The organism is Dactylosporangium sp. NPDC005572 (assembly GCF_040605515.1).
Taxonomy (GTDB): Bacteria; Actinomycetota; Actinomycetes; order Mycobacteriales; family Micromonosporaceae; genus Dactylosporangium.
In genome coordinates this window covers 113,146-129,765 of record NZ_JBEXCY010000005.1, presented here as the reverse complement: position 1 = coordinate 129,765, position 16,620 = coordinate 113,146, and the positions used below count along the sequence as shown (strand labels likewise).

General features: G+C 73.2%; 18 protein-coding genes. 11 read left to right on the top strand and 7 right to left on the bottom strand.

Translation table 11 applies throughout. The annotated features are described in order from the left end of the window. Nucleotides 1-167 precede the first annotated feature (167 nt). The 3 genes from ABZS66_RS04490 to ABZS66_RS04480 are packed head-to-tail and all read left to right on the top strand — an operon-like array spanning nucleotide 168 to nucleotide 1,299. Entirely contained in the window at nucleotides 168-623 is a 456-nt protein-coding gene (locus ABZS66_RS04490) for a cysteine dioxygenase family protein (RefSeq protein ID WP_354755065.1), read from the top strand. After that, complete coding sequence (locus tag ABZS66_RS04485) at nucleotides 617-1,012, top strand: rhodanese-like domain-containing protein (protein ID WP_354755157.1); 396 nt, start codon at nucleotides 617-619, stop codon at nucleotides 1,010-1,012. The genes ABZS66_RS04490 and ABZS66_RS04485 overlap by 7 nt, the downstream gene beginning before the upstream one ends. Then, complete coding sequence (locus tag ABZS66_RS04480; RefSeq protein ID WP_354755063.1) at nucleotides 1,009-1,299, top strand: Smr/MutS family protein; 291 nt, start codon at nucleotides 1,009-1,011, stop codon at nucleotides 1,297-1,299. The genes ABZS66_RS04485 and ABZS66_RS04480 overlap by 4 nt, the downstream gene beginning before the upstream one ends. Here the strand turns inward: ABZS66_RS04480 and ABZS66_RS04475 are convergent. Next, a complete protein-coding gene (locus ABZS66_RS04475) occupies nucleotides 1,296-1,949 on the bottom strand; it encodes a hypothetical protein (RefSeq protein ID WP_354755061.1) in 654 nt (217 codons plus the stop codon). The genes ABZS66_RS04480 and ABZS66_RS04475 overlap by 4 nt on opposite strands. A 178-nt stretch (nucleotides 1,950-2,127) precedes the next feature. Here ABZS66_RS04475 and ABZS66_RS04470 point away from each other — a divergent pair, with 178 nt between their 5' ends. The 3 genes from ABZS66_RS04470 to ABZS66_RS04460 all read left to right on the top strand — a co-directional run bounded on the left by ABZS66_RS04470 (nucleotide 2,128) and on the right by ABZS66_RS04460 (nucleotide 5,819). Continuing rightward, on the top strand, nucleotides 2,128-4,458 hold the full coding sequence (locus tag ABZS66_RS04470) for a M28 family peptidase (RefSeq protein WP_354755059.1): 2,331 nt from the start codon (nucleotides 2,128-2,130) through the stop codon (nucleotides 4,456-4,458). A 313-nt stretch (nucleotides 4,459-4,771) separates the two neighbouring features. Beyond that, nucleotides 4,772-5,077: a hypothetical protein gene (locus ABZS66_RS04465; protein ID WP_354755057.1), complete on the top strand. Its 306-nt coding sequence runs from the start codon at nucleotides 4,772-4,774 to the stop codon at nucleotides 5,075-5,077. Between the two features lie 133 nt (nucleotides 5,078-5,210). After that, nucleotides 5,211-5,819 (top strand): hypothetical protein, encoded by a 609-nt coding sequence (locus ABZS66_RS04460; protein WP_354755055.1) that lies wholly within the window; start codon nucleotides 5,211-5,213, stop codon nucleotides 5,817-5,819. A gap of 3 nt (nucleotides 5,820-5,822) precedes the next feature. Here ABZS66_RS04460 and ABZS66_RS04455 read toward each other — a convergent pair whose 3' ends face one another. Continuing rightward, on the bottom strand, nucleotides 5,823-8,276 hold the full coding sequence (locus tag ABZS66_RS04455; RefSeq protein ID WP_354755053.1) for a SpoIIE family protein phosphatase: 2,454 nt from the start codon (nucleotides 8,274-8,276) through the stop codon (nucleotides 5,823-5,825). Between the two features lie 147 nt (nucleotides 8,277-8,423). On the opposite strand from ABZS66_RS04455, the gene ABZS66_RS04450 reads away from it, so the two are divergent. Next, complete coding sequence (locus tag ABZS66_RS04450) at nucleotides 8,424-9,677, top strand: glycosyltransferase (protein ID WP_354755051.1); 1,254 nt, start codon at nucleotides 8,424-8,426, stop codon at nucleotides 9,675-9,677. Between the two features lie 217 nt (nucleotides 9,678-9,894). Beyond that, nucleotides 9,895-10,698, top strand: coding sequence for an RNA polymerase sigma factor SigF (locus ABZS66_RS04445; RefSeq protein ID WP_354755049.1), 804 nt, complete (start codon nucleotides 9,895-9,897; stop codon nucleotides 10,696-10,698). Here the strand turns inward: ABZS66_RS04445 and ABZS66_RS04440 are convergent, their stop codons facing one another. The 4 genes from ABZS66_RS04440 to ABZS66_RS04425 are packed head-to-tail and all read right to left on the bottom strand — an operon-like array spanning nucleotide 10,699 to nucleotide 12,686. Next, nucleotides 10,699-11,448, bottom strand: a complete 750-nt coding sequence (locus ABZS66_RS04440; protein ID WP_354755048.1) for a metallophosphoesterase — start codon at nucleotides 11,446-11,448, stop codon at nucleotides 10,699-10,701. After that, nucleotides 11,445-11,693, bottom strand: coding sequence for a hypothetical protein (locus ABZS66_RS04435; protein WP_354755046.1), 249 nt, complete (start codon nucleotides 11,691-11,693; stop codon nucleotides 11,445-11,447). The genes ABZS66_RS04440 and ABZS66_RS04435 overlap by 4 nt, the downstream gene beginning before the upstream one ends. 12 nt (nucleotides 11,694-11,705) lie before the next feature. After that, complete coding sequence (locus tag ABZS66_RS04430) at nucleotides 11,706-12,305, bottom strand: nucleotidyltransferase family protein (RefSeq protein WP_354755044.1); 600 nt, start codon at nucleotides 12,303-12,305, stop codon at nucleotides 11,706-11,708. Between the two features lie 30 nt (nucleotides 12,306-12,335). Continuing rightward, a complete protein-coding gene (locus ABZS66_RS04425; RefSeq protein ID WP_354755042.1) occupies nucleotides 12,336-12,686 on the bottom strand; it encodes a hemerythrin domain-containing protein in 351 nt (116 codons plus the stop codon). 125 nt (nucleotides 12,687-12,811) lie between these two features. Here ABZS66_RS04425 and ABZS66_RS04420 point away from each other — a divergent pair, with 125 nt between their 5' ends. The 3 genes from ABZS66_RS04420 to rocD all read left to right on the top strand — a co-directional run bounded on the left by ABZS66_RS04420 (nucleotide 12,812) and on the right by rocD (nucleotide 15,140). After that, complete coding sequence (locus ABZS66_RS04420) at nucleotides 12,812-13,027, top strand: hypothetical protein (protein WP_354755040.1); 216 nt, start codon at nucleotides 12,812-12,814, stop codon at nucleotides 13,025-13,027. A 101-nt stretch (nucleotides 13,028-13,128) separates the two neighbouring features. After that, nucleotides 13,129-13,920, top strand: a complete 792-nt coding sequence (gene ddaH, locus ABZS66_RS04415; RefSeq protein WP_354755038.1) for a dimethylargininase — start codon at nucleotides 13,129-13,131, stop codon at nucleotides 13,918-13,920. Continuing rightward, on the top strand, nucleotides 13,917-15,140 hold the full coding sequence (gene rocD, locus ABZS66_RS04410; RefSeq protein WP_354755036.1) for an ornithine--oxo-acid transaminase: 1,224 nt from the start codon (nucleotides 13,917-13,919) through the stop codon (nucleotides 15,138-15,140). The genes ddaH and rocD overlap by 4 nt, the downstream gene beginning before the upstream one ends. Nucleotides 15,141-15,219: 79 nt before the next feature. Here the strand turns inward: rocD and ABZS66_RS04405 are convergent, their stop codons facing one another. Further along, entirely contained in the window at nucleotides 15,220-16,455 is a 1,236-nt protein-coding gene (locus ABZS66_RS04405; RefSeq protein WP_354755034.1) for a nitric oxide synthase oxygenase, read from the bottom strand. Nucleotides 16,456-16,620: the final 165 nt, after the last annotated feature.

The following is a 16,620-nucleotide window of genomic DNA, read 5'->3' as shown; positions in this document are numbered from 1 at the left end:
CGCGTCGGCACCATCGGTTACGTGGCGCTGCTGACCCAACGGCTGTTTGTCGACCTCGTTCGACACGCCAGCGCGCGCTGTCCTCGCTAGAGCCCCCTCGGTTGGTTCGCGTGGCCTCTTTTTGTGCTTTAATTCCTATCTAGTACGTGCGAATACTGGAGTTTTCCGTGACGCTCTCGCTCGCCCTGGACCACCTGGCGGTCGCCCAGTCGTACGCCTCGACGCCCGACGACTGGCCGTTCGCGCCCCGCTTCGACCCCGCCTCCCGCTGGTACGGCCGGCTCACCGCCGCCGACGACCACGAGGTCTGGGTGCTGACCTGGCTGCCCGGCCAGGCCACCGACCTGCACGACCACGGCGGCTCCGCCGGCGCCTTCACCGTCGTCTCCGGCGAGATCGTGGAGCAGACCGTGCAGGGCGGCTCGCTGATGAACACGCCGATGCCGGCCGGTCGGGGGCGGCGCTTCGGCCCGCACCATGTGCACCGCGTCGTCAACGCGGGCACCCGGCCGGCCGTCACCGTCCACGTGTACGGGCCGGCGCTGACCGCCATGACGCGGTACCGGCTGCACGACGGCCGGCTGACGGTCGAGTCCGTGACGAAGGCGGGAGCGGACTGGTGAGCGGCCGCGGCATCGACGAGATCCTCGCCGACGCGCGGGCCCGCCTGGCCCGGCTCGACGCCGACCAGGCCCGGCTCGCCTTCGCCGAGGGGGCCCTCCTGGTGGACATCCGCCCGGCGGCGCAGCGGGCGCACGAAGGGGAGATCCCGGGCGCGCTGATCGTCGAGCGCAACGTCCTGGAGTGGCGCTTCGACCCGCGCAGCGACGCCCGGCTGCCCGTCGCCGACCGCTACGACCTGCCCGTCGTCGTGTTCTGCTCGGAGGGCTACACATCGTCGCTGGCCGCCGCCGCGCTGCAGGACCTGGGGCTGCACCGGGCGACCGACCTGACCGGCGGCTTCCAGGCGTGGAAGGCCGCCGGCCACCCGGTGACTACGCTGGTGGGGTGAAGCTCAAGCTCGACCTCCACGACATCTTCAACCGCAGCGGCGACATCGACCGCGCGCTGCGCGGGATCATCGACGAGGCGGTGGCCAAGCGCGCCAGCCTCGTCGAGATCATCCCCGGCAAGGGGTCGGGCCAGCTGAAGAAGCGGGTGATCCGCTTCCTCGACCAGCGCGAGATCAAGGCGCTGTACCACCGGATCGAGAAGGACTCCGACAACTGGGGCCGCCTCTTCGTCCACTTCCGCTGGAACGAGTCCACCGGCCGGTCCTCCGGCCGGCGCGGACGCTAGGCCCGTCTGACGTCCACGGCGACGACGTAGGTGCCGTCCGGGCGCCGGCGCTCGCCGATGCGGACCTGTGGGCGGCTCGCCGCGAAGCCGAACCCGTAGGTCACGTAGGCCTCGTAGTCGCCGGCCAGCTGGTAGCCGCTGATCTGCCGGAAGCCGGGGCGCTGGAGGCCTCTGGGCACCGTGGCCCGGCCGGCGTCGTCGTGCGCGTGGGCGGGGTTGAAGACGATCTGGAAGTAGCCCCGGCCGGGGAGGTGGACCGGGTCTCCGCTGCCGTCCTGCACGACCTGCTTGACGTAGTGGAAGCGGTACCCCGGGTAGTTCTCGCCCCGGAACGCGAAGGTGACGCGTTCGTAGCCGTCGGCGGTGTGGTCGCCGGCCTTGACCTCGACCAGGATCGGCACCGGGGGGACGCTCACGCGGTCCGCCACGGTGACCTCTTCGGTCGGGACTCCCCAGTTGTACCGAATGGTGAGTCCCGGGTCGTCTGCCGGTGTCTCGGCGGGTTTGTCGCTCGTGGCCGGTGTCGCCGGCGCTGTGCTGTTCTGCGTGGTGCTGCTGTGCGTCGCGTTCGCCGTGGCGCTCGTCGGATCGTTGTTCGCGCATGCCGCGAGCAGGGCGGTCGCGGCCAGCAGGGTGAGCAGGCGCTGCATCGGGATCCCCTTCGCTGGTGGGTTCCGTATCGACGCGCCTGCCCCCGGGTTGGTTTACCGGCAGAACGCGTCGGCTGCGTCGGCCAGGTGACAGACGGCGACCAGGCCCGGGACGGTCCAGCGGTTTTCGTCGGTGGGGGCGTGCAGAATGTGCTCACCCCACCTGGAGGACCGAACCTTGTCCGACCGCAGTTTCGCCGCACCGCCGCGGCGACCGCTCGTCGCCGCCGCCGCGGTGGCCGTGCTCGCGCTGCTCGCCTTCCTCGGCATCGCCGACGTCCAGCCCCCGTCGCCCCGCCCGGCGTCGGCGCCGGCCGGCGACTTCTCCGCCGGCCGGGCGTTCACCCACGTCCAGCGGATCGGCCAGGAGGTCCACGTCACCGGCAGCCCGGCCAACGACCGCGTCCGGGAGTATCTCGTGGAGACCCTCACCGGGCTGGGGCTGCGGCCGGAGGTCCAGGACGCGGTCGGGGTCAACGCCGGCAAGTTCGGCGACGGCGGCATGGCCCACGTGCGCAACGTGGTGGCAGTGCTGCCCGGCAGCGCCTCGACCGGCCAGGTCGTCCTCATGGCGCACTACGACTCGGTCCAGGTGAGCTTCGGCGCCAACGACGACGGCGCCGGCACCAGCACGCTGCTGGAGGTGGCCCGGGCGCTCACGACCGGTGAGCGGCCGCGCAACGACGTCGTCTTCCTCTTCACCGACGCCGAGGAGGCCTGCCTGTGCGGGGCCGAGGCGTTCGTGAGCCGGCACCCGCTCGGCCAGAAGCCGTCCGTCGTGCTCAACTTCGAGGCCCGCGGCAGCAGCGGACCGGCCGTCATGTTCCAGACCTCGGTGGGCAACGCCGACCTCATCGACGTCTACGCGCGCACCCCGCACCCGGTCGGCACCAGCCTCGCCGTCGAGGTGTACCGGCTGCTGTCCAACGACACCGACTTCACGCCGTTCCTGGGCCAGAGCCGGTTCACCGGCCTCAACACGGCCTACATCGACGGCTCCAGCGTCTACCACAGCCCGTTCGACCGCCCGTCGACGATGAACCGCTCCAGCCTCCAGCACCACGGCGACAACGCGCTCGCGCTGGCCCGCGCGTTCGGCGGGGCCGACCTGCCGCCGCTCATGAAGCCCGCCTCCGGCGACGCCGTGTACTTCCCGTTCGCCGGGTTCCTGCTGCGCTACCCGTCGGCGCTCACCTGGCCGATCGCCGCCCTCGCCCTGGTCGCCGTCGCCGCGCTGGCGTTCCTGGCCCGCCGCCGGGGCCTGACCTCGCTGCCGCGCACCCTTGCCGGCCTCGGCCTGGCGCTCGTGCCGGTCATCGTCGTCGCCGTGGCCGCCCAGCTCCTGTGGGCGCTGCTGGTGGCGATCCGCCCCGGCTACGGCGAACTGCTCGACCCGGCCCGCCCGACCTGGTTCCGCTTCGGTGTGGTCGCGCTGACCGCGAGCGTGCTCCTGGCGTGGTATGCGCTGAGCCGCCGCCGGCTGGGCCCGGTCCCGCTGGCGACCGGCGGCCTGGCCCTGCTCGCCCTGCTGGGCCTGGTGTTCGCGGCCGCGATCCCCGGCGGGTCCTACCTGGTGGCGATCCCGGCCCTGGTCGGCGCCCTGGCCGGCATCGGCGCCCTCTACGTGCCCCACCACGTCCTGAAGGTCGCCGTCCTGACCGCCGGCGCGGGCGTCGCCACGCTGATCCTGGCCCCGACGGTGGCCCTGTTCTTCCCGGCGCTGGGCCTGGCGACGGGCGCCGCCCCGGCCCTGTTCGCGATGCTGCTGGGCCTCGCGGTGCTGCCGGTGCTGGAGCCGCTGTTCCGCCCGGCCGGCGAGCCCCGGCACCGCCTGCTCGGCTCGGCCCCGGCGGCCGCGGCCCTGGTCCTGGCCCTCGTGTGCACGACGGTCGGCATGGTGGTCGACCGCTGGGACGCGGGCCACCCGGAGCCGACCCACCTGATGTACGCGCTCGACCGCGACACCAACACCGCCGAGTGGGTGAGCCTGGAGCAGTCCCCGGGCGACTGGACCTCGGGCTACGTCCGCAACCAGCAGTCCCTCAACCGCCAGTTCCCGGTCCTGCCCGAGGGCATGCTCTCGGTCGGCCCGGCCCAGGCGGCCGACCTCCCGGCCCCGGTGGTGACCACGATCCCCGACACCGGCGGAGGCTCCGGCGGCCAGCGCACGGTCCGCTTCCGCATCGAGTCGGAGCGCACGGTCCGCTTCATCTCGTTCTACGGCGACGTGGGCGACCACCGCGTCGTGAAGGCGACGGTGGAGGGCCGCGACGCCGTGACGTACCTGACCGACCAGAACCGCTTCGGCGTCGTCTTCCACGCCCCGCCGGCGGACGGCATCGAGGTCGAACTGGTCCTGTCCGACTCGGCCCCGTTCACGTTACGGGTGGTGGACGGCAGCGACGGCCTGACGGCCCTGCCGGGCTTCACCCCCCGCCCGCCGAAGGTGGGCGTCTTCGGCAGCCACTCAAGCGAACTGGTAGCGGTAGCCAAGACAACCACGGTCTAGCCGCCCCGCCCCGCCGCGCTGCGGGCTGCCCGCGGCGCGGGGCCTCGTGGCGCGGGGTGTTCGGGGCTCGTGGTGCGCGGTGCAGTGACCCTCGTGATTCCACGGTCGCGGTCCCAGTGCGCCGCGGTGCCGTCTGCCTGGCGCGCTGGTCTGTCCCAGTCGTTCGCGCGTTACGTGGTAGGAAAACTGGGGTCCTGGCACCAGTTTTCCTACCAGCTGTCGTGGCTGTCGGCCGGGTCGGACGGCCGTGGGGTTATCCACAGGGCGAGCGTGGTGCTGGCGTTTGGTGTGGTGGCGTACTTACCGTCAACGTATGGCTATCGACGTGGCCGCGGTGGGGGAGTGCACGGTCGAGGACGTCTGGCGGGTGCCTGCCGCGCCCGTTGGCGAGGCTCGCGAAGTGCGGGCCGCCTTACGAAGTGCGCAGACTGCGCTCACCGCGATTCTTGAGCGGGTCGAGGTGCACGTCGTGTTGCGGGACGACGGGCGGTTGACCTTCTTTCCGCACGATGCCGACGAGCTCGCCGCTGTCAGTGCTGCCGTCGATGCCGCTCGGGCCGTCCATGCGCATCTGGTCGGTGTGCTCCGGCAGCTGCCGGGTGGGCGGGACCACCACTGAAGCAGCGGGCGCGGCCACAACACCGTGTCCTCCGGCGCAGGAGCCCGGGGCCAACCGAATCGTCTCCGGCGAGATGCCCTCGGCGTCCAGACCCCCGCGTCCCGGCGGGGGCGCACCCGGCATCATGGTGCGGGTGTACGAGCTGGACGTCGTGACGCCCGAGAGTTTGGCCCGTTTCGTCCACCGTTGGTACGGGCTGCCCGATCGCCCGCCGGTCGACCTGCCGCTGCCGGGCGTGCCGGAGCCGCTCGCCGGGTGGTACCGCATCGCCGCCCGCTACTCCCTCCCGCTCAGCCGTGACCACCTCATGCACCCGTGGGACGAGCTGCGGCAACGGCGCGGCCTGGTCCGGTTCTGGGAGGGCTCGACCGACTGGTACTCCTACGCGGCCGACGCCGGCGACGACCCCGAGGTCCACGAGAACGACGAGTCCCCGACCGGCCTCACGCTCAGCCGCTTCCTGGTCTACGTCGCCGTCTACGAGGCCACGTACGCGCCGCTGCACGGCCTCGTCTGCATGGAGCCCGGGCCGGAGGCGCTGCGCGCGGTCAAGATCCGGCTGCGCGAGCTCGACGACGCGCTCTGGGCCTGGCCGGACCCGGAGACGCGGTACTTCGGCGACGACGACCTGCTCGGGCACCTCGGGCCCGACCGGATCGTGCTCGCGGCCCGCCACCGCGACGCGCTGGGCCGCTTCGACGGCCTCGGCATCGAGTGGGACTGGGACACCCGCGCGGCCTGAGTGCTAGCGCACGTGCACCAGCAGCGCGCAGACGTCCTCGTCGTCGGCCACGTTGAGCGCGCCGACGAGGTGCCGGACCACCGCGTCGAAGTCGCTGAGGTCGACGTGCTCGCCCGCGCGCCGGACGAGGTCGAGCCCGCCGCCGCGGCGCCGGTCGACGCGCGCGTTCCCGCCGGTGTAGAGCAGCACCCGGTCGCCCGGTTCGAGGGTCACGGTGGTCTCGGTGTACGCCATCTCGTCCACCTCGCCGAGCGGCAGCCCCAGCGGCCCGGACAGCACCGAGCCCTGGCCGGACGCCGCGTAGCGGATCGGTGCCACCTGACCGGCCGCCGCCCACCGCAGCTCGCGGGTCGCGGGGGAGAAGCGGGCGACCACCAGGCACGCGGTGTGCTCGACCTCCATCCTGCAGAGCATGCTGTTGACGGCGGTCAGGATGTCCGCCGGCGACATGTCGAGCATCGCGTAGGCCCGTACCGCGTACCGCAGCCGCGCCGCCGTCGTCATCGACGACAGGCCCCGGTCGTCGACGTCGCCGAGCACCAGCATCGTCCCGCCGCCGGCCAGCGACGCGGCGTCGAACCAGTCGCCGTCGACCGTCCCGACCCGCTCGGGTGAGCGGCACCGCCCGCAGATCTCCACGCCCTCGGTGTGGCCGAGCTCCGGGTCGGTGGGCAGCAGCGCCTGCTGCAGCGCCTCGGCGGCCCGCCGCTCGTCGGCCAGCCGGTGCCGCTGCGCGGCCAGGGCCTCCTCGGCGCGGCGCAGCCGGCCCTCGATCGCCCGCTCCTCGGTGACGTCCTGCACGGTGCCGCGGACCGCGGTCACGTTGCCGGTCTCGTCGAAGATCGGCTCGGCGGTGAGCCGCAGCCGCCGGCCGTTGACCCGGCCCGCGCCGCGGACCTCGGCGAGCAGGTGCTTGCCCTCGACCAGGGTGCGCCGGACCGCGTCCTGCACGGCCAGCAGGTCGTCGGGGTGGACGCTGGAGGTGAGCTCGTCGACCGGCACCCGGGCCGCGTCCCGCCCGCCGTGGAAGAGCCGGACGAGCTCGGGGGAGCAGCGCGGCTCCGGGTCGCGCAGCTCCCAGCAGAAGGAGCCGATGCCGGCGATGCGCTCGGCCTGGAGCAGCTGGTCGTACAGCAGGTCGGCCTCGGTCGCCACCCGCCAGACGGCGAACACCCGGTCCCACAGCCGCACCGCGTGCACCGACAGCGTCTGCGGTCCGGGGACCCCGTCGGTGCGCGGGTCGGCCCGCAGCCCCTCCAGCCGGCGCGGCTGGCCGTCCTGGAGCAGCCGGGCGAACTCGGGCAGCAGCGTCGCGCTGCCCAGCGCCGGGTACGCCGCCAGGAGCGTCGCCTCGTCGGGGTCGACGCGGGCGCCGGAGAAGATCTGCCGGGCCAGGACGTTGGCGTACTCCACGCGGAAGTCGACGAGCTGCCCGTCCTCGGTGACCGGGGACAGCAGCGCCGCCGGGTCGTGCAGCGCGTCGACGACCGTCGGCAGCCAGACCTGCGCGGGGGCCGCCTGCGCGGTGTCGTCGCCCTCGACGTGGTACCAGGCGCTGGCGATCTCGTCGCCGATGAGCGCGTCGACCTGCCGGGCCACGGGCTCGAGCAGCGCCGTGACGTACCGCCGCAGCTCCTCGGCGCCGGGCAGCGCCTCGTCCCAGGTCAGGAGGATGCCGCCGACGATCCGCTCGCCCGCGATGAGCGGCGAGGCCAGGATCGTCGCGCCGCTGAACGGCACCTGCCCCATGACCGGGAACCGCACGTCGCCGGCACTGAGCCAGATCGTCTCGACGTCCTGCACGGCGACGACCAGCGGCAGCGCCGGGTCGGGCGGGATGCGCGACCAGCGGCTGCGCACCTCGCCGGCGACGCCGAACGAGCCGACCCCGCGCTGCGCGCCGTCCGGGTCGAGCAGCGTGAGCCACACCGTCGCCGGCGCCGGCCAGGCGGTCGGCGCCGTGCCGAGCACCTCGCTGATCTCGTCGTAGCTGCGGGCGGCGGCGATCCGGGCGCTGAGCAGCTGGTGCTGGGACTGCAGCGCCTCGACCTCGGGGCTGCGGCCGGCCCGGCGGCGGGCCGGGGAGGGCGCCGGCGCGGCCGGCGGCTTCGCGGCCGCCTCGGCCCGGCGGCGGGCGACGTGCTGGCGCAGCTCGTCGTCGATGAGGTTCACCACGTCGGGGGCGTTCGGGTCGGGCGAGGTGGTCCCGACGATCGCCGCGGCGACCTCGATGAGCTTGATGTTGGTGCGCTGGGACAGCCGCACCAGCTGGTCGAACCCCTGGTCGGGGGTGATGCCGAGGCGTTCGACCAGCACGCCCTTGGCCTGCTCGATGACGGCCCGGTTCCGCATGGCGGTGCGCACCCCGGTCAGCTCGGCGCGCAGCTTGGCCACCAGCGCGGCGAGCGCCTCGGCCGGCTCGGCGCTGCCGCCCTCGACGGGTGGCTTGTCCGCCATTGCTGGTTCTCCAATCGCTCGGTACCGACTCGCCCGTTGATGTTTACCACCAACCGGCTCGGGTAGGAGCCTTTGGCAGGTCAGCCCGGTCGGCCAGGTGGAGGTGCGCGAGGTGCAACAGGCATCTTCGTCGTCGGCAGGTGAGCGTTGAGGGTCGCCCTGGTCTCGGCCCAAGCCAGCCCGCTGGCCCTCGGCGGGCCGGCGACGGGAGGGCAGCACACGCACGTGGCCGCGCTGGCGGAGGCCCTCGGCCGGCAGGGGCACGACGTGCGCGTGTACACCCGGCGCGAGGACCCCGACACCCCCGGCGAGGTGCCGTTCGCCGAGCGGGTGACCGTCGAGCACGTCACCGCCGGGCCGCCGGAGCCGCTGCCGGCCGACGAGCTGCTGCCCCTGATGGGCGACTTCGGCCGCGCGCTGGCCGCCCGCTGGCAGGAGGGCGAGGGCCCCGACGTGGTGCACGCCCACTTCTGGCTCAGCGGCCTGGCCGCGCTGACGGCCACGGCGGACCGCCGCCGGCCGGTCGTCGAGACGTACCACGGGCTCGGCACCGTCCGCCGCCGCCTCCTCAAGGACCGCGACACCAGCCCCGAGCCGCGCATCGGCCTCGAACGCACGCTCGGCACGCTCGCCGACCGGGTCGTCGCCCAGTGCGAGGACGAGGTCACCGAGCTCGGCCGGATGGGCATCCGGCGCGCCGACACGGTCATCATCCCGTCGGGCGTCGACGGCGAGCGGTTCACGCCGGGCGGCCCGGTCGCCGACCGGCCGCGGCCCGGCCTGCGGCGCATCTTCAGCGTCGGCCCGCTCGTGGAGCGCAAGGGCTTCGCCGACCTGATCGAGGCGCTGCGCCGGGTGCCCGGCGCGGAGCTCGTCGTGGTCGGCGGCCCGGACCCGGCCCGGCTCGACCGCGACCCGGAGGCCCGCCGCCTCATGGAGTTCGCGGACCGCTGCGGCGTGGGGGACCGGGTGCGGCTCATCGGTGCGGTACCGCTGGAGGACCTGCCCGGCTGGTACCGCTCGGCCGACGTGCTCGCCTGCGCCCCGTGGTACGAGCCGTTCGGCCTGACCCCGCTGGAGGCGATGTCCTGCGGCGTGCCCGTGGTGGCCTACGAGGTGGGCGGGATCGCCGAGAGCGTCATCGACAACGTCACGGGCGTGCTCGTCCCGCCCCGCGACACGAACGCCCTCGCTGCGGCCCTGCGCGGGCTGCTCGGCGACGAGGTCCGCCGGATGAGCTACGCGAGCGCGGCGATCGACCGGGTGCGCAGCCGGTACACCTGGGAGCGCACCGCGACCGACCTGGAGCGCGTCTACGCGGCCGTCACGGGCGGCGCCGCCGGTCCGTCGGACGAGGACGTCGACGAGGACGACGAGGCACTGACCGAGGTCTCCTCCTAGGCGTGCACCGGCTTGCCTCCGCGGTGACCGAGCGGTACGTTTAGCTAACCCGCATCATCCGAACGGCTAGTGGTCACTCCACCGGTCGGCGGCGGCGGGCATGCGCCAGGCGCTCGAGACCACGGGTGCCGGCCGGCGCACTCGTCCCCGGCCGGAGCCGGCGTGGACACCATCGCCGCTCGTGCCCGGCCGTGGCAGCTGGAGGGAGACCCCCCTCATGACCGTCACCGCCCACTGCACCGCCTCGAAGCGACCGGCCGGCCAGGAGGCCGAGTCCGCCGCCCAGGCCCTGCTGACCCTGCTCGGCGACCTCCCGCCGGACAGCCTCGACCGGGCCCGCGTCCGCGGCCGGCTGATCGAGCTGTACCTGCCGCTCGCCGAGTACCTGGCCCGCCGCTTCCGCAACCGCGGCGAGCCGCAGGACGATCTCAACCAGGTCGCCAACCTGGGCCTCATCAAGTCCGTCGACGGCTACGACCCGGCCCGCGGCGCGGTCTTCACCAGCTACGCGATCCCGATGATCGTCGGTGAGCTGAAGCGGCACTTCCGGGACAAGGGCTGGGACGTGCGCGTCCCGCGGCGGCTGCAGGAGCTGCGCCTGGAGCTCGGCCGCGTCACTGAGCCTCTGGCCCAAGCTTTGGGCCGCTCGCCGACGGTCGCCGACCTCGCCGAGCGCCTGGGCGTGTCGGAGGAGGAGGTCATCGAGGGCCTGGAGGCCGGCCACGCGTACCGCGCGCTGTCGATCAACGTCCCCGCGAGCGGCGAGGACCGCGGCGCCGAGCTGGCGGACCTGCTCGGGGGCGTGGACCGCGACCTGGAGGCGGTCGACGACCGCGAGTCGCTGCGGCCGCTGATCGCCCGCCTGCCGGCCCGCGAGCAGCACATCCTGGCCATGCGCTTCTTCGGCAACATGACCCAGACCCAGATCGCGGCGAAGCTCGGCATCTCCCAGATGCACGTGTCGCGGCTGCTCGCGCACGCCCTGACCCGGCTGCGCACCGACCTGGTGGATCCGATCTAGCTAGGCCGGGGCCAGGACAGCGGAGAGCTGGTAGACGTTGTAGGCCTGCCGGATCACCGGGTGGGCCACGTTGCGGACCGGCACGCCGCCCGGCGTCGTGCCGCGCTCGGAGCCCGCGTGGGCGTGGCCGTGCACCGCCAGGCCCACGCCGGGCGCGCCGTCGATCGCCTGGGCCAGCTGGTACGACCCCAGGAACGGGTAGATCTCCAGCGGCTCGCCCAGCAGCGTCTCCGGTACCGGCGAATAATGGGTCAACGCGATCCGCACGTCGCACTCAAGCGCGGCCAGGGCCAGGCCGAACCGCTCGGCCAGCTCACGGCCGTGGTGGGTGAACGCCTTCATCTCCGGCTCGCCGAACTCGCTCGCGCACGCGCCGGCGAAGCCGCCGCCGAAGCCCTTCGTGCCGGCCACGCCGACCCGCAGGGGGCCGCAGCCGAGCACGGTGCCGGAGCACTCCAGGACAATGAGGCCGGCGTCCTCCAGGATCTTCGCCACCTCGTCCTGCTGGTCGCTGTGGTAGTCGTGGTTGCCGAGGATCGCGATCACCGGTACTGCCAGGCCGCCGAACTCCTGGGCCACGCAGCGCGCCTCCTCGGGGGTGCCGTGCCGGGTCAGGTCGCCGGCCAGCAGCAGCATGTCGGCCTTGTCGCCGAGGTGCTCCAGGGCGGGCCGGTAGCGGCCCAGGACGTCGGCGTCGAGGTGGACGTCGCCCACCGCCGCCACGCGGACGCAGTCGTCGGGGTTGCTCACAGCTCCTCGACCTCCTCCGGCTCGTGCACCCGGGTGAGCCCGATGTTGCAGCGCACCGGCAGCTGCGGGAATGCCTCGCCGACCACCCGGCAGATCAGGTCCCGGCGCTCGGCGCTCTCCACCTCGCCGACGAGGCTGATCCCGCCGCCCTCGGTGTGCACGAACCGGATGCCCTGCTCGGTGATGCGGTCGTCCTCGGCGAGCAGGTGCTGCAGCCGGCTCTCGACGTACTGGTCGACGGTCATGGTGGGAGCCCCCTAAACGGCTGCGGACAGCGCGCTGGCCTCGGCGAGCGACATCACGCCGAGCCGGTCGATCAGGAACAGGAAAGCATGCGCGTACGGCGAATGGGCCGTTTCCCGGTAGACCCGGGGCCAGTCGATCTGCTCGCGCAGCGACCGGGCGACGGGCAGTCCGCGGGCGAAGTCGCAGTAGTGCGCCGACCAGGTCAGGACCTTGTGGATCATGAGCTCGGTCGCCGACAGCACCGGCATGTGGCAGGCGTTGACCGCGATGACATCGGTGTCCGTGAGCGTCGCGTCGGTGACCGGGCGCTGGACGGGGCAGAAGATGATGTCGATGAGCAGGTCACCGTCGTCGGTCTGGTCCCAGGCCTTCACCAGCCAGCCCTCGGGTGGCACCTCGCCGCGGAACCCGACCTCGCGCAGCGCGGTCAGCACCCGCTCGGCGTCCTCCTCCTTGATGAGGAAGTCGATGTCGTGGTCGACCGACTCGCCGCCGCGGGCGTAGACCGCGAAGCTGCCGGCGAGGCAGAAGGGGATGCCCGACTCCTTGAGGTGGAAGGCGGCCTTCTTGAGCGTGGCGATGAGCGGTTGCCTGTCTTCCGGAACTGCCATGAATGGTGGTTTACCCGCCCATCCGATCCGTCACACCCGCCGATTCTCACCCGGGAGGAGGCGGGGGAACAGCTCCGTCTCCTCCTCCTGCATGTGCTCGCGGACGGTGTCGAGCAGCACGGCGAGTGTCCCGGCGTCGTCGAGCCCGGTCGACAGCTCGGCGACCCGGGCGTGCTCGGCGGCCTCGTAGGCGGCGAGCTCGGCGCCGAGCAGGGGGTGCAGGTGCTCCTCCTCGCGGGCGGTGTGCCGGGCCAGCAGCGCGAGCGCCGCGTCCAGCGCCGCCCGCCGTGCGGCCGGGTCCGGGGACGTCTCGATCTCGGCGAAGAGCTCCTCGATCCGGCGGTGCTCGGCCACCAGTCCGGCGACGAGGTCGGACGGCATGGCGGCACCCCCAGGAGCGAAACGGCACAAACGGCGTACCCGGGCGGGGCGCGGGCTAACCGTCCTGATCGATATGGGCGGGTCGGACTTCCGCGACGTTGGCACGTGTGTTCGAATACGCTCCTATGGAGCGCAGAAAGCACTGGTGGAACGGCGCCTGGGGGCGGCTCGCCCGCCGCGACGTGTACCTGTTCGAGGACGCCGGCCTCTGGTGGGTGGAGTCCCGCGACGGAGGCGCCGACGGGCGCAGCCGCCGCTATGAGTTCACCGACGAGGACGAGGCGATGAACTGCGTCTCCGGGCTGCTGGCCCAGCCGGGGAGCTGGCGCGAGCTGAAGTAGCAACGAATCGCCGTCACGGTTCAATATCAGACAACGAACCTGCGCCAACAAGCAGCGGATCGCAATGGTTCGCCGCCCGGGACCGCCGTAGCTTTTTCGTCATGAGCCGTCGCTATCTGATGTGCCGCCCCACGTACTTCACGGTCAACTACGCGATCAACCCGTGGATGGACCCGACCGCGCCGGTCGACACCGAGCGGGCGGTCGCGCAGTGGACCACGCTGTACGAGCTGTACCTGTCGCTCGGCCACACCGTCGACCTCATCGACCCGGTGCCCGGCCTGCCCGACATGGTGTTCGCGGCGAACGGTGCGACCGTCGTCGGCGGCAAGGTCTACGGGGCGCAGTTCCGCCACCCGGAGCGGGCCGACGAGGGCCCGGCCTACCTGTCCTGGTTCGCGCGCAACGGCTTCGACGTCCACGCCGCCAAGAACGTCAACGAGGGCGAGGGCGACATCCTGCTGGCCGGCGAGCTCATCCTCGCCGGCACCGGGCTGCGCACCGAGCACGCGGCGCACCTGGAGGCGCAGGAGCTCTTCGGCCGGCCGGTCATCGGCCTGCAGCTGGTCGACCCGCGCTACTACCACCTGGACACCGCGCTCACCGTGCTGTCGCCGACGAACGTCGCGTACTACCCGGGCGCGTTCTCGCCGGGCAGCCGCGAGGTGCTGCGCCGCATGTACCCCGACGCGGTCGTCGCGACCGCCGAGGACGCCGCCGTGCTGGGCCTCAACGCCGTTAGCGACGGCCACCGGGTCGTCCTGCCCGCCGCCGCCACCCGCCTCGCCGGAGCGCTAGCGTCGAAGGGGTTCCAACCGGTGCCGGTCGACGTGTCCGAACTGCACAAGGCCGGCGGCGGACCGAAGTGCTGCACGCTGGAGGTGCGTTCATGACCGCGGTCGTCCCCAACCGGACCGCCCCCGCGGTCGCCGAGGCGGAGCGCTGGACGGCGCACAACTACCACCCGCTGCCCGTAGTGATCGCCGAGGCCGAGGGCGCCTGGGTCACCGACGTCGACGGCCGGCGCTACCTCGACTGCCTGGCCGGCTACTCGGCGCTGAACTTCGGCCACCGCCACCCGGCGCTCGTCGCGGCGGCCCGCGAGCAGCTCGACCGGGTCACGCTCACCAGCCGGGCGTTCCTGCACGACCAGTTCGGCCCGTTCTGCCACGAGCTGGCGCAGCTGTGCGGCAAGGACATGGTCCTGCCGATGAACACCGGCGCGGAGGCCGTCGAGACCGCGATCAAGGTGTCCCGCAAGTGGGGGTACCAGGTCAAGGGCGTGCCCGACGGCACGGCGACGATCGTGGTCGCCGGCGGCAACTTCCACGGCCGCACCACGACGATCGTGAGCTTCTCGACCGACCCGGAGGCGCGGGCCGACTTCGGGCCCTATACGCCGGGCTTCCGGGTCGTCCCCTACGGCGACCTCGACGCCCTCGCCGCCGCGATCGACGAGACGACGGTGGCGGTACTGCTGGAGCCGATTCAGGGCGAGGCCGGCGTCCTCGTGCCGCCCGCCGGCTACCTCACCGGCGTCCGCGCCCTGTGCACCGAGCGCGGCGTCCTCTTCGTCGCCGACGAGATCCAGTCCGGCCTCGGCCGCACCGGCGACACGTTCGCCTGCGACCACGAGGGCGTGGTCCCCGACATGTACGTGCTGGGCAAGGCGCTCGGCGGCGGCATCGTCCCGGTGTCCGCGGTCGCCGCCGGCACCGACGTGCTCGGCGTGCTGCGCCCCGGCGAGCACGGCTCCACGTTCGGCGGCAACCCGCTCGCCTGCGCGGTCGCCCGCGCCGTGATCGCGCTGCTGAACACCGGCGGGCCGCAGGCGCGCGCCCGGGAGGTCGGCGCGCACCTGCACGCCCGCCTGGCCGACCTGGTCGGCCACGGGCTGACCGAGGTCCGCGGGCGCGGCCTGTGGGCCGGCATCGACATCGACCCGGCCCTGATGACCGGCCGCGAGGCGAGCGAGCGCCTGATGGCCCGCGGCGTCCTGGCGAAGGACACGCACGGCTCGACGCTGCGCCTCGCCCCGCCGCTGGTGGTCACCGTGGACGAGATCGACGCGGCCGCGGACGCGCTGACCGAGGTGCTCAAGAACGGGAGCTGAGCCCGCGCCGGGCGGCGGCCTCAGAAACAGCGTCCGCAGGAACAGCGGCCTTAGAAACAGCGGCCTAGAAACAGCGGCCTCAGGAACGGCGGCCGAACCAGCGGCGCAGTGACGGGCGGTGGGCGGGCGAGCGCCCGTCCACCGCTTCCGGCGTGATCGGGGAGCGTCCCCGCCGGCCCAGCTCCCGGGCCTCCGGGTCGAGGTAGAACGCCGGTCGCTGGTCGGCCTCGGTGTAGTACCGGTGAAACACCCCCGTGGTCGCCCCGCTCATCGGTGGCACGATCCACGACCAGTCCGCCGGTGTCGCCCGGCCCGAGCGCTCCTCGCTGGTCAGGTGGGCCAGGAACCGCTCCGACTCGGTGTGGTGGTCGCTGATGCGCGCGCCCGCCCGGTCGAACGAGAACAGCACGGCCCGGTTCAGCTCGACCAGCGCCCGGTCCTTCCACAGCGAGCGGTCGGTGCTGGTGTCCAGCCCGAGCCGCCGCGCCACGACCGGCAGCAGGTTGTAGCGGTCGGGGTCGGCCAGGTTGCGGGCGCCGATCTCGGTGCCGAGGTACCAGCCGTTGAACGGTGCGAGCGGATAGTCGATCCCGCCGATGGACAGGCGCATGTTGGAGATCGCCGGGATCGCGTGCCAGCGCAGGCCCAGCTCGGCGAACCAGCGGTACTCCGGGTGCGCGATCGGCACCTCCCAGACCGCGTGCTCGGGCAGCTCGTAGACGTTGACGCCGCCGTCGGGGCCCTCGATGACGAGCGGCAGCACGTCGAAGGCGTTGTCGGGCTTGCCCCGCCAGCCGTACTGCTGGAGCGTCTCGGTGAACGCGAGGTACCGCGGGTCGCCGACGATGCTGCCGTCGGGGTGCCGGTGGCCGGCGTAGCGGATGAGCTGCTCGTTCCACAGCCGCGCGCCCGGCCGCCCCGGCACGTTCGGCGCGAAGACCGAGATCACCGGCCGGATCACGGTGCGCTCGGGCTGCCCGGCGAGGCGCAGGTGCCGCACCAGTTCCTCGCAGATCTCGTCGGGCGCGACCACCCGGCGCAGGTCGCGCACCACGAGGCTGCGCCAGTAGAGCCGGCCGATGCAGCGGCTCGCGTTGCGCCAGGCGACCCGTGCGCCGAAGACCAGCTCGGCGTGGGTGTGGGTGTACGTTCCGGTCGCCGCGATCTCGTCCCGCACCGCGGCGAGGCGGGCGCGTGGGTTGCCGCGCTGCGGGTGCTCCTGGTGGTACAGGTCGAGGAACTCCTCGGCCTCCGCGGGGTCCGCCGGCGAGTGCGGATCCCACTGCGGTCCCGGCGTGTCTCGGTATCCAGGCACGCTCACACGCAATCCTCCCAACGCTGGCAGGGCTCCCAGGGGACGTGCGGACCCCATGTTGGGCCGCCCGGTCGCGCCGAGCCCGCACATCGTGTGCGGTTCAAGGCCGAGCGTCAGCGATCGCGAGGCGCCGACCCTTTCGGGGCCGGCGCCTGTCACCCGATC

Bases quoted from the DNA above. Each gene is read 5' to 3' on its own strand.
- ABZS66_RS04475 (WP_354755061.1), bottom strand. From the start codon at position 1,949: ATGCAGCGCCTGCTCACCCTGCTGGCCGCGACCGCCCTGCTCGCGGCA.
- ABZS66_RS04465 (WP_354755057.1), top strand. From the start codon at position 4,772: ATGGCTATCGACGTGGCCGCGGTGGGGGAGTGCACGGTCGAGGACGTC.
- ABZS66_RS04455 (WP_354755053.1), bottom strand. From the start codon at position 8,276: ATGGCGGACAAGCCACCCGTCGAGGGCGGCAGCGCCGAGCCGGCCGAG.
- ABZS66_RS04445 (WP_354755049.1), top strand. From the start codon at position 9,895: ATGACCGTCACCGCCCACTGCACCGCCTCGAAGCGACCGGCCGGCCAG.
- ABZS66_RS04435 (WP_354755046.1), bottom strand. From the start codon at position 11,693: ATGACCGTCGACCAGTACGTCGAGAGCCGGCTGCAGCACCTGCTCGCC.
- ABZS66_RS04430 (WP_354755044.1), bottom strand. From the start codon at position 12,305: ATGGCAGTTCCGGAAGACAGGCAACCGCTCATCGCCACGCTCAAGAAG.
- ABZS66_RS04425 (WP_354755042.1), bottom strand. From the start codon at position 12,686: ATGCCGTCCGACCTCGTCGCCGGACTGGTGGCCGAGCACCGCCGGATC.
- ABZS66_RS04420 (WP_354755040.1), top strand. From the start codon at position 12,812: ATGGAGCGCAGAAAGCACTGGTGGAACGGCGCCTGGGGGCGGCTCGCC.
- ddaH (WP_354755038.1), top strand. From the start codon at position 13,129: ATGAGCCGTCGCTATCTGATGTGCCGCCCCACGTACTTCACGGTCAAC.
- rocD (WP_354755036.1), top strand. From the start codon at position 13,917: ATGACCGCGGTCGTCCCCAACCGGACCGCCCCCGCGGTCGCCGAGGCG.